This window comes from Peristeroidobacter agariperforans, from assembly GCF_004138335.1.
Taxonomy (GTDB): Bacteria; Pseudomonadota; Gammaproteobacteria; order Steroidobacterales; family Steroidobacteraceae; genus Steroidobacter; species Steroidobacter agariperforans.
Window position 1 is genome coordinate 51,805 of sequence record NZ_RYFW01000008.1, and the last position, 13,313, is coordinate 65,117.

Annotated in this window: 13 protein-coding genes; 3 read left to right on the top strand and 10 right to left on the bottom strand. The window is 59.1% G+C overall.

The window, feature by feature from the left end; all coding sequences use genetic code 11:
- Positions 1 to 221: 221 nt before the first annotated feature.
- From EK373_RS31905 to EK373_RS31950, 10 genes are all read right to left on the bottom strand, one after another.
- Positions 222 to 545: an ArsR/SmtB family transcription factor gene (locus EK373_RS31905; RefSeq protein ID WP_129649424.1), complete on the bottom strand. Its 324-nt coding sequence runs from the start codon at positions 543 to 545 to the stop codon at positions 222 to 224.
- A gap of 138 nt (positions 546 to 683) precedes the next feature.
- Complete coding sequence (locus tag EK373_RS31910; RefSeq protein ID WP_129649425.1) at positions 684 to 3,068, bottom strand: TonB-dependent receptor; 2,385 nt, start codon at positions 3,066 to 3,068, stop codon at positions 684 to 686.
- Complete coding sequence (locus EK373_RS31915) at positions 3,011 to 3,895, bottom strand: alpha/beta fold hydrolase (protein WP_129649426.1); 885 nt, start codon at positions 3,893 to 3,895, stop codon at positions 3,011 to 3,013. Before EK373_RS31915 ends, EK373_RS31910 begins: the two co-directional genes overlap by 58 nt.
- Positions 3,892 to 4,863 carry an NAD(P)H-dependent flavin oxidoreductase gene (locus tag EK373_RS31920; protein WP_129649427.1) on the bottom strand — a complete coding sequence of 324 codons (972 nt, stop codon included), beginning with the start codon at positions 4,861 to 4,863 and terminating at the stop codon, positions 3,892 to 3,894. Before EK373_RS31920 ends, EK373_RS31915 begins: the two co-directional genes overlap by 4 nt.
- Positions 4,864 to 4,878: 15 nt before the next feature.
- Positions 4,879 to 6,435, bottom strand: a complete 1,557-nt coding sequence (locus EK373_RS31925; protein ID WP_129649428.1) for a class I adenylate-forming enzyme family protein — start codon at positions 6,433 to 6,435, stop codon at positions 4,879 to 4,881.
- A 41-nt stretch (positions 6,436 to 6,476) separates the two neighbouring features.
- A complete protein-coding gene (locus EK373_RS31930; RefSeq protein WP_407676235.1) occupies positions 6,477 to 7,586 on the bottom strand; it encodes an acyl-CoA dehydrogenase family protein in 1,110 nt (369 codons plus the stop codon).
- 36 nt (positions 7,587 to 7,622) lie between these two features.
- Entirely contained in the window at positions 7,623 to 8,060 is a 438-nt protein-coding gene (locus EK373_RS31935; protein ID WP_129649430.1) for a MaoC/PaaZ C-terminal domain-containing protein, read from the bottom strand.
- Positions 8,053 to 8,514 (bottom strand): MaoC family dehydratase N-terminal domain-containing protein, encoded by a 462-nt coding sequence (locus EK373_RS31940; RefSeq protein ID WP_129649431.1) that lies wholly within the window; start codon positions 8,512 to 8,514, stop codon positions 8,053 to 8,055. Before EK373_RS31940 ends, EK373_RS31935 begins: the two co-directional genes overlap by 8 nt.
- Positions 8,511 to 9,698 carry a lipid-transfer protein gene (locus EK373_RS31945; RefSeq protein ID WP_129649432.1) on the bottom strand — a complete coding sequence of 396 codons (1,188 nt, stop codon included), beginning with the start codon at positions 9,696 to 9,698 and terminating at the stop codon, positions 8,511 to 8,513. The genes EK373_RS31940 and EK373_RS31945 overlap by 4 nt, the downstream gene beginning before the upstream one ends.
- A gap of 16 nt (positions 9,699 to 9,714) precedes the next feature.
- Complete coding sequence (locus EK373_RS31950) at positions 9,715 to 10,635, bottom strand: SDR family oxidoreductase (protein ID WP_129649433.1); 921 nt, start codon at positions 10,633 to 10,635, stop codon at positions 9,715 to 9,717.
- Positions 10,636 to 10,800: 165 nt separating this feature from the next.
- On the opposite strand from EK373_RS31950, the gene EK373_RS31955 reads away from it, so the two are divergent.
- The 3 genes from EK373_RS31955 (at position 10,801) to arsB (ending at position 13,303) form a co-directional block, all read left to right on the top strand.
- The gene (locus tag EK373_RS31955) at positions 10,801 to 11,781 is read left to right on the top strand and encodes a LysR family transcriptional regulator (protein ID WP_129649434.1); all 981 of its coding nucleotides are present in this window, start codon (positions 10,801 to 10,803) and stop codon (positions 11,779 to 11,781) included.
- Between the two features lie 97 nt (positions 11,782 to 11,878).
- Positions 11,879 to 12,223, top strand: coding sequence for an ArsR/SmtB family transcription factor (locus tag EK373_RS31960; RefSeq protein ID WP_129649435.1), 345 nt, complete (start codon positions 11,879 to 11,881; stop codon positions 12,221 to 12,223).
- Positions 12,224 to 12,247: 24 nt separating this feature from the next.
- Positions 12,248 to 13,303, top strand: a complete 1,056-nt coding sequence (gene arsB, locus EK373_RS31965; protein WP_129649436.1) for an ACR3 family arsenite efflux transporter — start codon at positions 12,248 to 12,250, stop codon at positions 13,301 to 13,303.
- The last annotated feature ends 10 nt before the right edge of the window (positions 13,304 to 13,313 follow it).

The following is a 13,313-nucleotide window of genomic DNA, read 5'->3' on the forward strand; positions in this document are numbered from 1 at the left end:
CTGCTCGAGGAAGACGAGCAGCCGCATCCCGCCGCCCCTGATCGCTTGGCTGCCTCGTCCCTCGCGCAGCACGCGGTACTCTCGTTGCTTGGGGTCCCGCCGCAGCAGCCCGAGGCAGGTAGGACCTCGCCTGGCGGTGCCTGGACATCAGGGCTGTTAATCGACATGTTTGCACCTCGTCGTAATTCGGCGAATTACGAATACCTTTCGCCAAAAAAAAATCACAAAGCGGCAATCAGTTCCTTCAACTCTTCCAAGCGCTCGACGTTGACGCAGTAACAGGTACGGGTGTTGTCATCAGAGCCCAGGATCAATCCGGCATCCTTCAGCACAGTCACGTGCTGAGAGATGGTCGAGGGCGCCAGCGGCAGGATGTCGGTCAACTTGCCGAAATAGCATGTCCCATAGTCAGCCAAGTAATTAAGCAGTTTCACACGAGCCGGATGGGCCAACGCCTTGCAAAGAGCAGCCAAAGACTCCTCGTCGAGCTTCGTACGAGGCGTAGTACGGTTGCGCGGTTTGCACTGTTTGGCGGTGGCGTTCAAATTCGGTCATTCGTAATTCGACGAATAAAGAATAGCTGGCCGGCCGCGACGCCGTCAAGCGGTTCCGAGCGATCGGCCGTGACATCGTGCTCACGGCCGGCGCTCACAGGCGAAGGTTGATGTCGAGCTGCTTCGTTTTCAGAACCGATAGCCCACCGTTGCGCCGTACTCCCTCGGCGGGGTGTAGTTCGTGTATCCGCTGACACGACCGGAGCCTAGCGGTTGGATGAACAAAGATATGTCGGTGAACTGGCTAGCGACACCTCTGTCATCGGTCAGATTCTTGCCCCAGAGCGCAAACGTATACGGCCCAAGGTCATAACTCACTCGCATATCAAGTCGAGTGATCGATCCATCCGACACGGTATTACGCAGGTTGAGGAATCTCTCGCCCGTGTGCGCCACATCAGCACGCACCTGCAATTCCCCGGATCCGATTGGCGTGATGTAGGAGGCTCCGATTAACCCTTCTTGCTCTGGAACAGCGACGAATTGCTTTCCCGTAAGGTCACCGGACGCAGCTGTAGCCGGGAAGCTCGTGTACTCCGTATCTGTATAGGAGTACTTGGCGTGAAGATTTAACGCGTCGGTGAGCGCGAACTCCGCATCCAACTCTGCACCGCGGATACGAGCCTCGCCGGCGTTTACGGTCAAGCGACGAGTGCCGATGATGTCCGTGATCTGCAGATCCGTATAGTCCATCTGGAACACCGCCAGATTGAGCCGCATGCGATCGAAAAGCTCGCTCTTCACGCCCAACTCGTAATTCCACACGTACTCAGGGTTGAAGAGCGTGGCCGCCGCGACAGGCTCGACTGCCTGGCCGACGAAGCCACCGCTCTTGAATCCCTTCGCAGCCGTGGCATACAAGAAGATGTCTTCAACAGGCGTGTAGTCGATGGTGAACTTCGGAGTCACCGCGTCCCAGGAGCGTGCCACGTCCGCTCGGAACGGTGTCGGCCAGATAAACAGAGACACGTTTCTCTGGCCCGAGGTGGCATTGAATCCATCCTTCTCATCGCGAGTCCAACGCAGGCCTGCGGTCACGTTCACCGTGCTAAAGATGTTGTAGGTCGCTTGGCTGAAGGCCGCGTAGCTCGTGCCTTGATTACCTTGCTCATTGATCGTTATGTGAGGGCCAACACCGAACCCGTTGGCGAGATTCAGCACGCTCACGGTACTTCCAGGCAGCGCGCCCAACGAATGGGTGATATACATGCTTTCGTTTGAGCGGAAGTAGAAAGCGCCAGCCACCCAGGACAGCCGTCCATCCGTGTTCGACGACAAGCGCACTTCCTGCGTGAACTGATCAAACTTGTTGTTGTAATAACTGATCAAGCCGGCGCCATTGAGGGTCAACGACGTTCCGTCGCCGTCGCCGTGTTGGTTGTAACGTGATTCGCGGTATGCGCTGATCGAAGTCAAGCTCGCAAAGCTGAAATCGTGTTCTGCCGTGAGAGATACGCTCCACGGGCTTTGGCGGAAGTAGCTGTCCGTATTCAGGCTGGCGCGATCTGGAGCCGTAGGCGGCGTGTATCCCGCAATGGAATCGCCGAACAGAAAGGTCGGCTTCGACGTTTCATCGATATCCGAATAGTCCGCAGTGAAGAGGACTTCGCTGTCCTCCCCCTCCCATCGCACCTGCCCTCTAACACTCGATCGGTTCAGGTCGTCCATTTCCTGACCCGTGAACACATTCTTCGTGTAGCCGTCCCGCTGAGAGTTGCTGTACGAGAGTTTTGCGCTGATTGACTCCGACAGTGGGCCAGAGATGTAGCCACGAAACTCACGGCGATCGTATGATCCTGCTGTCGCTTCGACGCGCCCTTCCAATGTTTCACTCGGCTTGCGAGAGATGATATTGATTGCACCGGCCGAAACGTTCTTACCGTACAGCGTCCCCTGCGGTCCTCGAAGCACTTCAATGCGTTCGAGGTCGAACAGATCGACTGTTAAGTCTGCCGAGCGCCCGTAGTACACGCCGTCGACAAAGATGCCGACGGGCGAGTCGGTTCCAGGCCAACCGTCACCGGCACCACCAATGCCGCGGATACGCGTGGTGCTCGAGCGAGCTTGAGCGGACGTACCGATATTCACGCCCGGTGTGTAACGGCCGATGTCCGAGGCTTCTTGGATGCGCATCGCCACGATTGCTTCATCGCCCAACGCAGTGACTGAGAGCGGGACAGCTTGCAGATTCTGTTGTCGACGCTCAGCGGTCACAATGACTTCCTCGAGCGCCGCTCCACTGGCGGGCGCTGCCTCCTGCGCCTGCACACATTGAACCCATCCGATGAGTGCCGTTCCAATCAGCACGGCCCCTTTCGATAGGGACGAGTCAGCCCGGCGCGCCTCAAAACTGTGGCTCGCATTCATAGAATCCCCCAGAATGACTATTTGATATCGCTTGAGCGCGTGTGTGCCAAACGAGTAAGTTTTAGAATCCTTCCGCCGATACGTCCCTCTTAGGGCCCGAAGAACTTGCGCAGTTCGCTCGCTACCATCTCCGGTGCGAGCGCGCATGCGCTGTGCTCCTGCCCAGCTAAAGTCACTAGTGTCGAACCGCGGATGACCGCCTTCAGGGCTCTGCTGCTGTCGAGAAGTGGATGCTCGTTGCTCCGCTCCCCGACAATCAGCAGCGCAGGCATTCTCAAGGCGGCCCACGCATTCGCGTCCGGTCGCATCGCCCTGAGACCTTCCACGTCGTACACCGCACCGTTCCAATTGGCTGCTTGAAGCCGGGTCTTGTAGATCGATGCCAGCTGCTGCGTGACCGCGTCTGGGTATCCGATCAGATCCCTAAGTCCGATCTTCACGGCGGCGTCATAGTTCTTGTCCTTGAGGGCGCCCTCGTACCGCTGAAGCACGTCGCCGGCTGAGGGTCCGCCTGCTGTAATCGGCGGCTCGTACACTGCGAGCTTCTTGATCCCATCCGTGCCAACGAGTACCGCATGCAGCGCTGCAAGCCCGCCGCCCGAGTGCCCGAAGAGATACACGTCACGGCCAAGCGCATCGATCACGGCGTGAACATCCTCGCCGTCACGCAAAAAGCTGTGCGGCCGCGGGCCAGTGCCACTAACTCCGTAGTTTCGGCGCTCGACCAGCACCACCTGATAGTCCGATGCCAGCAGCTTGCCGAGGGGCTTATAAGCCTCAGCACTCGACCAGCCTCCGTGCAATATCATCAGCGGACTGCCCTTGCCCATCACCTGATAAACCACCCGCGTGCCGTCTTTGGACTGCACTGATTGGGTCTTCCAGTCGACGCTGCCATCCGCGAACACGGCCGTTGCGGCGGATAGATTGAGTGCCAGCAAAGAACACAGTTGAATCAGGAGTCGACGGTTCACGAAGTGCTCCCCGCGAGACTTGAAGCTTTGTACTGTTCCGAAAATCGTCCGATGATCGTCGCGCAGCCTTCCTCGGCGCGCACCTCGCCGACTCCGTGCCCGGCGGAGTACAAATCGGGGCGCCAGCGGATGTTCGACCAGTCGTAGTTCGACTGGGCGGTGCGGACCCATCGTGTCTCGGGCTGCAAACCTAAAGAGGTCAGCGTTGCTCTCAAGACATTCGCCGGGATACCGCTGATCGCGTCCGTATCCCACACGTCATCAATGTCTGAGCCCAGAAGAGCCTTCTTGTAATCGTCGGTCGCCAGGCTCTCAGGCGTCGCGATGAAGCTCGTGCCGCTGTAACCCAGATCCGCGCCGAGCCTCTGCAACGCGGCGAGGTGACGACCGTGCGTAATGCCTCCTGCCACGGCGATGAGACCACTGAAGAAGCGGCGCGTGGCCTCCACAAACGCAAACGGATTGAGGCGTCCAGTCTGTCCGCCCGCGCCAGCACAGAGCAGCACCAAGCCGTCCACTCCAGAGTCGGCGGCGCGCTTTGCATGTTTCAGCGACCCCACATCAGCAAGCACCAAGCCGCCATACTCATGGACGATGTCGACGACCTCATCCGGTCGGCCGACACTTGCGATCACGATAGGCGGCCGATGCTTACGGACAGCCTCCAAATCGTGAGGAAGACGCGCGTTGCTCTGATGCATGAGGACGTTCAGTGCATAGGGAGCTACTGGCCAGGCCGCGCTGTGCTGCCATGAAAGCTCGTCGCGTACCAGCGCGAGCCAATCATCGAGTTGCTCCGGTGTTTTTGCATTGAGAGTCGGCATCGAACCGATAGCGCCGGCCTTGCAAGCCGCCACGACGAGTTTCGGGCTGGATACGAGAAACATCGGGGCGACGACGAGCGGCACGCGCAATGTGCGCACACGCTCTGACAGCTGGTCGCGACTGATTTGAGCTGTGGATGACATGAATGTTGCGTGGGCTCAGTTCACGCTACGGCTCTTGCCATGCCAGTGCGGTAGGCGAAGCTCGCGCTTCAGAACCTTACCTACGCTCGACAATGGCAGCGGCGCGTCACGCAACTCCACACTGCGTGGAATCTTGTAGCCTGCAATGTGCTGCTTGCAGTGCGCCTGCAGATCTGCCAGGGATATCGTTTCCCCCTGCTTCATCACAACAACCGCATGAACGCGCTCACCCCAGCGATCATCGGGAACTCCGATCACTGCGACTTGCGCCACCGCTGCGTGGCAGGCGATTGCACGCTCAACCTCAGCCGAGTAGACGTTCTCACCGCCGGAGATGATCATGTCCTTCAGGCGATCACATACAAACAAGAATCCCTGATCGTCCAGATATCCGGCGTCACCGGTGTGTACCCATCCACCGGCTAGTGCGGCCGCACTCTCCGCGGGCTTGTTCCAGTAGCCGAGCATGGCGCACTGGCTCTTGATGCAAATCTCCCCGACTTCATGCGGTGGAAGCTCTTTGCCTTCCTCATCAAGAATGGCGAGTTGCACGCCATATGCAGCGCGACCGGCAGTACGAAGACGGTCAGCCGGGTTGGGCATAGCGTTTCTGGCGTCCTCGTGAAGGATCGTTCCGCACGCGTTCGTTTCAGTCTGGCCGAACCCTTGAACCAATCTCGTGTTCGGAAGCGACTGCCGCGCCCGCTCGTTCAATTGCTCGGAAATCGGCGAGCCGCCGTAAATCATTAGTTCGAGACTGTCGAATGCGCGGCTGTCGAACTCCGGGCTGTCCAGCAACATGCCGATCATGGTGGGAACAAGCAGCGTCACCTGAAAACGATGCTCGCGGGCCGCCGCGATCACAGCCGGCGCAGAGAATCCTGGAATGAAGACGTGAGTGCCGCCGAGTGCAGTCGTATAGAACGCCTGGGACAAATCACCGAGGTGAAACATCGGTGCTGCGTGCAGATACCGAGGCGTCTCCGGCACGCGCGCATCGAAGGCCAGGTTCATGGAGCCAGACCACAGAGACAGCGCGGAATGCATGACGCCTTTCGGCGATCCGGTGGTGCCGCCGGTATAGAAGATTCCGGCCAGATCAGTAGCGTGCCGCTGCGTCGATGCCTCTGGGGAGTTGCCAGCAATGAGCGCCTCGTGAGACAGCATGCGCTCGCTGATTACACCGTCATCCATCTGGATGACGTAGCGGATCGAGTCTCGGGCTTTGGCTAGTGCCCGAGCCGTGTCCATGTATGCCTGGTCGGCAAACACGATCTGAATGTCTGCATCATCGATGCTGTAGAGGTGCTCGGCGACAGACCAGCGCGTGTTCATTGGCACGATGACCGCGCCAGCCCACCATGTAGCGTGAATGGACTCCAGGTATCGATCCGAGTTGAGCGCCAGGATGCCAATCCGATCGTTCGCTTTGACGCCCAGCTCGCGCAACGCTTGAGCCAAGCGCGCTGTTCGGTCCATCGACTCAGCCCACGTTCGTGATCGCTGTCCGCAGAGCGTCGCGACCGCTTGTGGCCGAATTTGTACCGAGCGTTTGATTGCCTCTACGAACATGGCTCAGTCCTCAGTGTTGACCGTGCCACTGCCGCTCGCAGCTACAAAGTGCGCGAGATGACCAGTTTGAGAATTTCATCAGTTCCCCCGTAGATTCTTTGCACGCGCGCATCGGTAAAGAGTCGCGAGATTAGATACTCGTCCATCCAACCATTGCCGCCGTGCATCTGTAAGCACTCGTCCGCAACCTTGCATTGCAGCTGCGTCGTGACTAACTTTGCCTCTGCGCCGTCCACCGCCGTGAACTGCTCCTCCATGAGTCGATTCACACAGGCATCGACATAGATGCGAGCCATCCTCACTTGTGCACGCAACTCGGCCAGCTTGAAAGCGGTGTTCTGAAACTCTATCAGCGGCTTGCCGAAAGCTTTTCTCGTTTTCACGTAGTCCAGCGTTATAGACAATGCAAGCTCTGCTGCCGCAACCGCCGAGGTCGCGATCGACAGCCGCTCCCTCGGCAGTTCGGACATCAGTATCTTGAACCCCTCGCCTTCCGCCCCCAGCCGCATCGACGCTGGTACGAGCACATCATCGAAGAACAGCTCGGACGTATCCTGCTCCCGCCCACCCATCTTCTCGAGCTTGCGACCGCGTCGCACTCCCTGCTGGGTTGCCTCCACCAGAAACAATGAGATACCCCGTCCCTTCGCGAGTGGATCGGTTTTGGCCACTACGATGATCAGGTCACAGTTCTGACCATTGCTGATGAAGGTCTTCGCCCCGTTGATTACATAACCATCACCAGAGAGCTTGGCGCTCGCTCGAATCGCCTGCAGATCGCTACCGGCATCCGGCTCCGTCATGGCAATGGCAGCGAGCACCTCGCCCGACACCATGCCAGGCAGCCACTTGTGCTTCTGTGCTTCCGAGCCCCAGTTGAGTAGGTAATGCGCGACGATGTCCGAGTGGACCTGGAGGGCGACCGGAAGCACGCCGGATCTCACGACTTCCTCGTTGATGACCACGTTGTGCCGGAAGTCTCCACCCGCACCACCGAACTCTTCGGGAACGCTCGGGCAGAGCAATCCGTGATCGCCCGCCAACCTGAAGAATGCGCGGGGCACGCTTCCCGATCGACGCCAATCGTCGATGTGAGGAACAAACTCCCGATCGAGAAATCGCCGAACACTCGAACGCAGCAGACCGAGCATGTCAGTATCGGCAGGCGTTGAGACTACGGCCATGTCTCAGGTCGCTCCGATCGCAACGACCGCAGTACCGGTCGCCAGCGTCTCGCCGCCCTGGCGCTTGGCTTCGAGTTCGACTTCTGCGCAGCGCTGACCATCTTTCTCAAGCAGCTTGGTCACCCGGCCGGTGCACTCCAACCGATCACCCACCTTTGACATGCCGATGAATCGAAGTGAGTACGATCGCACGGCTCGCTGCGGCACTAACTCAGTGAGATATCGGCCGATGAGCGCCATCGTCAACATTCCATGGCCGATTACGTCATCCATCTTTGCCACGTTTCGCGCAAAGTCGAGATCAATGTGCAGCGGGTTGTGGTCTCCTGAGCCACCCGCATACAACGCAAGCGCGGTGCGAGTGATTGCAGGTAGGGTACGCGAAGGCAACTCGGTACCTTCCTGCCACGTGGCTTCCGAGACTTCGTCGGCGTTACGCATTCTTTGCTACCGGATTTCGAGCGACCACCACTTGCCGAGCACTGCAGAAAGGTTGTGCTGAACGGGCATCCTCATAGGTGAGCCCGATGACGAAGAACGAGAGTGCCCCACCCCTCTTTTCATAGGCATCGACGATTTCACGCTTCACCAGCACACGATCCCCGGCGCAAATCGGAATGAAGTACTCGAAAGACTGTTCGCCGTGCAGCACCCGCGCGAGTTCCACATCGATCGCCTTCAACATGTCGAACTGATCGTCCGGATTCATGCCGATGGTGAACGGAAACGTGGGAGGCGCCGGCAGGTCGCGATATCCAGCGGCCTTCGCGGCATCGACATCCAGATACAAGTTCCGAGTCTCGCCAATGGCCTTTGCAAACAGCCGAAGTTGCGAGCGTTCTACATCGAACGTGAAGGACGATAACTGCCGGCCGACATACTCTTTCGCGTTCATGCGGTCGCCTTTTCGTACAACGTCACAACGCAGGCACCACCGAGTCCAACGTTGTGTTGAAGCGCTAGCCGCGCGCCATCGACTTGCCGTGCGCCTGCGCTACCACGCAGCTGGTGAACGAGCTCATAACATTGCGCGAGACCCGTGGCTCCAAGGGGATGGCCCTTGGAGAGCAAACCACCCGATGGATTGATGACGTAACGACCACCATAGGTATTGTCGCCGTCGCGGATGAGCTTCTCCGCACCTCCAGGACCCACCAGGCCAAGCGCCTCGTAGCTCACGATCTCGTTGGAGGTGAAGCAGTCGTGTAGCTCAACGACACCAATTTCGCTCGGTCCAATACCAGCAGCTTCATAAACCTGCTGCGCCGCTGCGGCTGACATCTCACGACCAACGACGGCCGTCAGATCAGAGCCGAACGTCGCGGAAGTGTCTGTGGTGATCGCCTGCGCGCCGATTCGGACATCTGTCCTCAAACCCTTGCGCTTCGCATATCGCTGCGAGACCAACACCGCTGCGGCGCCACCGCACGTCGGTGGACAACATTGCAGACGCGTGAGCGGATCGAAGACCACTGGGCTAGCCAGGACTTGCTCGACCGTAACCGGATCACGGAACACAGCCTTCGGGTTGAGCGCCGCGTGCTTCCGCGCCTTAACAGTGATCTGAGCAAATGTTTCTGGCGTCGCACCGTACCGCTCCGCGTAATCTCGCGCAGCACCCCCAAACAGGCGCAATGCCATCGGCGCGTCATTGGTGCCGTGACGCTCCTCGGCCACTGCCAGGAAGCGATCCATCGGGCTCGGGCGATCAGCATACTGCTCGGCGAGCGCACCACGGACCATTTGCTCAAAGCCAACCGCGAGCACGCAATCCGCGGCGCCGCTTTCAATCGCCTGTCGAGCGAGGAACAGCGCAGTCGAACCCGTCGAGCAATTGTTGTTGACGTTGATCACGGGCACGCCAGTCATTCCCACGTCGTACACGGCTCGCTGCCCGCTAGTGCTGTCGCCGTAAACGTAGCCGACATACACCTGCTGGATTTCGCCGAATGACAGGCCAGCGTCGGACAGTGCTTCGCGAATCGCCGTCCCAGCTAGCTCGGTATACGGCGGACTTTTTCCCGGCGTTGCGAACGCCGTCATGCCGACGCCCGCGACGATTGCTTTGTCTTGTGCCATCTATCAGGTCTCGACTCTATTGCGGGGCCAGCTGCAGCTTGACGCCAGCATGGCGCCCGATGAGCGCGAACGAGTCCGCTACCGTTGCTGGATGGTCGCTACCTTCGAACGACTGCAACGTCGACCAATCCTCGAGCAACTGCTCCGGAGTAAATTCCGTAGTCGGGTCGAAAGCCACCGCTGCCGAGCGCTCCCATCGCAAGCGAGCGACGCAGCCGCCGCCAACTTCGAAGAGCTGGCCGGTGTCCTGGCAGGTTTCGCTCGCGAGCAACAGGACCAACGGCGTCACGAGCTCGGGCTTTAGCACGGCCAGCACCTCTTTCGGCAGGACCGTCTGGGTCAACCGGGACGCGGCCACCGGTGCGATGGTGTTTACCAGAACGTTCTTCGAACGGCCCTCGATGGCAAGCGCCTGCGCCAATCCAAACAGGCCGAGCTTGGCTGCGGAGTAATTTGCCTGGCCGAAGTTACCGTATACGCCGGCACCGGAGGCGGTCATCACGATGCGGCCGTATCCTTGCGCCCTCATATGAGGCCACGCCGCGCGTGTCACCTGGAAGGCACCGTTGAGATGTACGCGATGGATCACATTCCAATCGTCTTCGGTCATCTTGTGGAATGCCGCGTCTCTCAAGACGCCCGCATTGTTGATTAAGATGTCGATGCGACCGAAGTGGTCCAGCGCCGATTGCACAATCTTGCCGCCATCTTCGACTGAATCGCCATTAGCAGCTGCTTGTCCGCCGGCGGACACGATTTCGTCCACGACAGCCTGAGCCACCGATGGATCCCGCCCGCCACCTTGGGCAAGTCCGCCCAGATCATTGACCAACACCTTCGCGCCGCGCGCCGCGAACGCTTTGGCGTACGAGCGTCCCAGACCATTGCCGGCGCCAGTAACGAGCGCCACGCGCCCATCCAAACGGACCTGAGTCATTGCGTTCTGAACCTCTAATTCGTGTGCGCGGCGCCCCGCGTTTGGATCGACTGGATCTGGTTCCCCCTCGTCGATGTGCGCAAAGTCTCACCGGTGAGCTATTCTGTCTATTGGAAAATTTCGATACTCTGATTCCTCCAAGGAATACCTGCCGAGGACCTTCCGATGATTGAGCTCCGCAAGATTCGCCACGTAATGGAGGTCGCCCGGCATTCAGGGTTTGCCAGGGCAGCAGAGGCACTTCACCTCACTCAATCCGCGTTGACGAAGAGCGTACAGAGCGTGGAGCAGCACCTTGGATTGACCTTGCTGGAGCGAGGTCCGCGCGGAGTTCGGCTCACTGCCGACGGAGAGTGGTTCGTGGAACGAGCCGCCCGCGTTCTGGCGGAGGTCGAACAAATCGAAGTGGGCGGACAGGCAGCCCGAGATCTTCGGCAAGGGAATCTTCGCATCGGAGCGGCGCCAGCCGCTCTCGACACTTTGCTGCGCGGGCCGCTCGTAAGCTTCGTTCGTCAATATCCGGGGGTCCGCTTGGCGATCACGGCCAACACCGTGGAGCAGATCGGAGTCCTACTCATGCGCGGAGAATTGGACTTCGCCGTTGGCGCTCTTGAGAGCCTCAGCGGAGAGCAAGGAATTGAGGTGAAGCAACTCTACACCGCACCTGTATCCATGTTTGTTCGGCGAGGGCACCCGTTGGATACAGGAAGCACGCCTTCCCTAAAGGAGATGTTTCGATACCCCATGGTGGGGCCTACGCCCCCTGAGCCGCATCACCAGTTATTCCGCCGACTCGCGATCGAGCTCGGTTCGCCTTTTCGTCAACCGCACATCATCGTTAGCTCATTCGCGGTGACTCAGAAACTGATCGAGCAAACAGACTGCTTTTCGTTCGTATTCGAAGAACGCACTGACAGCACAGTGTTCGCGTCACGCTTTCGAAGCTGGCCAAGCCCCGCGAATGTTCCGCCTTTGGCGATTGACGTCGCATGGAGATCGGGTTGGCAACCTCCGCGAGCGGCTATAGAGATCATCGGGATGATGCAGGAGGCGAAGGCGAGCAAAGGCGCAACGAATAAAGAGGTCCCTCCGGGTAAGCCAGCAGAGCGCTCAACTCGCCGCCTTCGAAGAAGACCCAAGAAGTGACATCCGCCCAGATCTGATCCGACGGCAGCTGGAAGCTGTACAACGCTTGCATCGAGCTATCGTTCATGCAATTCTACATTTCCAAAAGTGTGGAACTATGGAATCTAAAGCGGTCATCCTTGCGCTAGGTGCGTTGGCTCAGGAAACACGCCTCGAGATCTTTCGCATGCTGGTCAGGCGAGGCCCTGAGGGTTTCACCCCCGGCGAGATCGCCGAGCTCATATCGATTCCAGCGAACACGCTCTCCTTCCATTTGAAGGAGCTGCAAACAGCGCAGTTGGCGTCGTCCCGGCGCGAGGGCCGAAACATCTACTACAGCGCCAACCTCGATCACATGAACACAGTGCTCTCGTTCCTGACCGACAACTGCTGCAGCCTGTCCAGTACGCCACGGGACTCCAGTTGTGCCCCGAAGATCGCGATTCGGAAGAAGCGCGCCTGAACCGTACGTCCCGAGCCTCGCCTCATGTCGACTTTCGAACGTTATCTCACCGCCTGGGTCGCCGGCTGCATCGTCGTCGGTATCGCCTTGGGTCACTTGTTTCCAGGGGTCTTCCAGTTCATCGGGCGAGCCGAGTACGAGCGCGTCAATCTGCCGGTCGCCCTGCTGATTTGGCTCATGATCGTCCCGATGCTTTTGAAGATCGACTTCCGCGCTCTACGAGGAGTGAGATCGCACTGGCGTGGCATAGGCGTCACTCTTTTCATCAACTGGGCGGTGAAGCCTTTCTCGATGGCGTTGCTCGGCTGGTTCTTTGTTGGCCAGGTATTCCGGCCGTACTTGCCGGCCGAGCAGATCGAATCATACATCGCCGGGCTCATACTACTCGCCGCAGCTCCGTGCACCGCCATGGTTTTCGTATGGAGCCAGCTCAGCAAGGGTGAGCCCCACTTCACCTTAAGCCAAGTAGCTCTAAACGATCTGTTGATGGTGGTGGCCTTCGCTCCAATCGTTGGGCTACTGCTGGGTCTGTCGGCGATTACGGTGCCTTGGAAGACTTTGCTGCTCTCGGTGGCGCTCTACATCGTGGTCCCGGTAGTGGTCGCTCAAGTAATTCGACGCGCAGTTCTGAGTAGCCGCGGCGAAGCTGGACTGAAGCAGTTGCTGGAGGTACTCCAGCCGGTTTCACTGTTTGCATTGCTGACGACGCTGGTGCTGCTGTTTGGATTTCAGGGCAAGGAGATCATCGCTCAACCGATCGTCATCGCACTGCTCGCTGTGCCCATCCTTGTGCAGGTGTACTTCAACGCGGGGCTAGCCTACTGGTTGAACCGGGTAAGCGGCGAGATCCACTGTGTGGCCGCGCCGTCGGCATTGATCGGCGCTAGCAACTTCTTCGAGCTCGCCGTTGCCGCGGCAGTCAGTCTTTTCGGATTGGAATCAGGCGCGGCGCTCGCCACGGTCGTGGGAGTGCTCATTGAAGTACCCGTTATGCTGTCGGTCGTCCACATCACGATGAAGACACAGGATTGGTACAACCGCGGTGCCGCGGTCCGGCGCCGAGCGGAAGCGAATGGTTGAGTGAGGAAGA

Excerpts from the sequence above, each read along its gene's own strand:
- EK373_RS31910 (WP_129649425.1), bottom strand. The coding sequence starts at position 3,068 with ATGCGCGCTCGCACCGGAGATGGTAGCGAGCGAACTGCGCAAGTTCTT.
- EK373_RS31920 (WP_129649427.1), bottom strand. The coding sequence starts at position 4,863 with ATGTCATCCACAGCTCAAATCAGTCGCGACCAGCTGTCAGAGCGTGTG.
- EK373_RS31925 (WP_129649428.1), bottom strand. The coding sequence starts at position 6,435 with ATGTTCGTAGAGGCAATCAAACGCTCGGTACAAATTCGGCCACAAGCG.
- EK373_RS31930 (WP_407676235.1), bottom strand. The coding sequence starts at position 7,586 with ATGCTCGGTCTGCTGCGTTCGAGTGTTCGGCGATTTCTCGATCGGGAG.
- EK373_RS31935 (WP_129649430.1), bottom strand. The coding sequence starts at position 8,060 with ATGCGTAACGCCGACGAAGTCTCGGAAGCCACGTGGCAGGAAGGTACC.
- EK373_RS31940 (WP_129649431.1), bottom strand. The coding sequence starts at position 8,514 with ATGAACGCGAAAGAGTATGTCGGCCGGCAGTTATCGTCCTTCACGTTC.
- EK373_RS31945 (WP_129649432.1), bottom strand. The coding sequence starts at position 9,698 with ATGGCACAAGACAAAGCAATCGTCGCGGGCGTCGGCATGACGGCGTTC.
- EK373_RS31950 (WP_129649433.1), bottom strand. The coding sequence starts at position 10,635 with ATGACTCAGGTCCGTTTGGATGGGCGCGTGGCGCTCGTTACTGGCGCC.
- EK373_RS31955 (WP_129649434.1), top strand. The coding sequence starts at position 10,801 with ATGATTGAGCTCCGCAAGATTCGCCACGTAATGGAGGTCGCCCGGCAT.
- EK373_RS31960 (WP_129649435.1), top strand. The coding sequence starts at position 11,879 with ATGGAATCTAAAGCGGTCATCCTTGCGCTAGGTGCGTTGGCTCAGGAA.
- arsB (WP_129649436.1), top strand. The coding sequence starts at position 12,248 with ATGTCGACTTTCGAACGTTATCTCACCGCCTGGGTCGCCGGCTGCATC.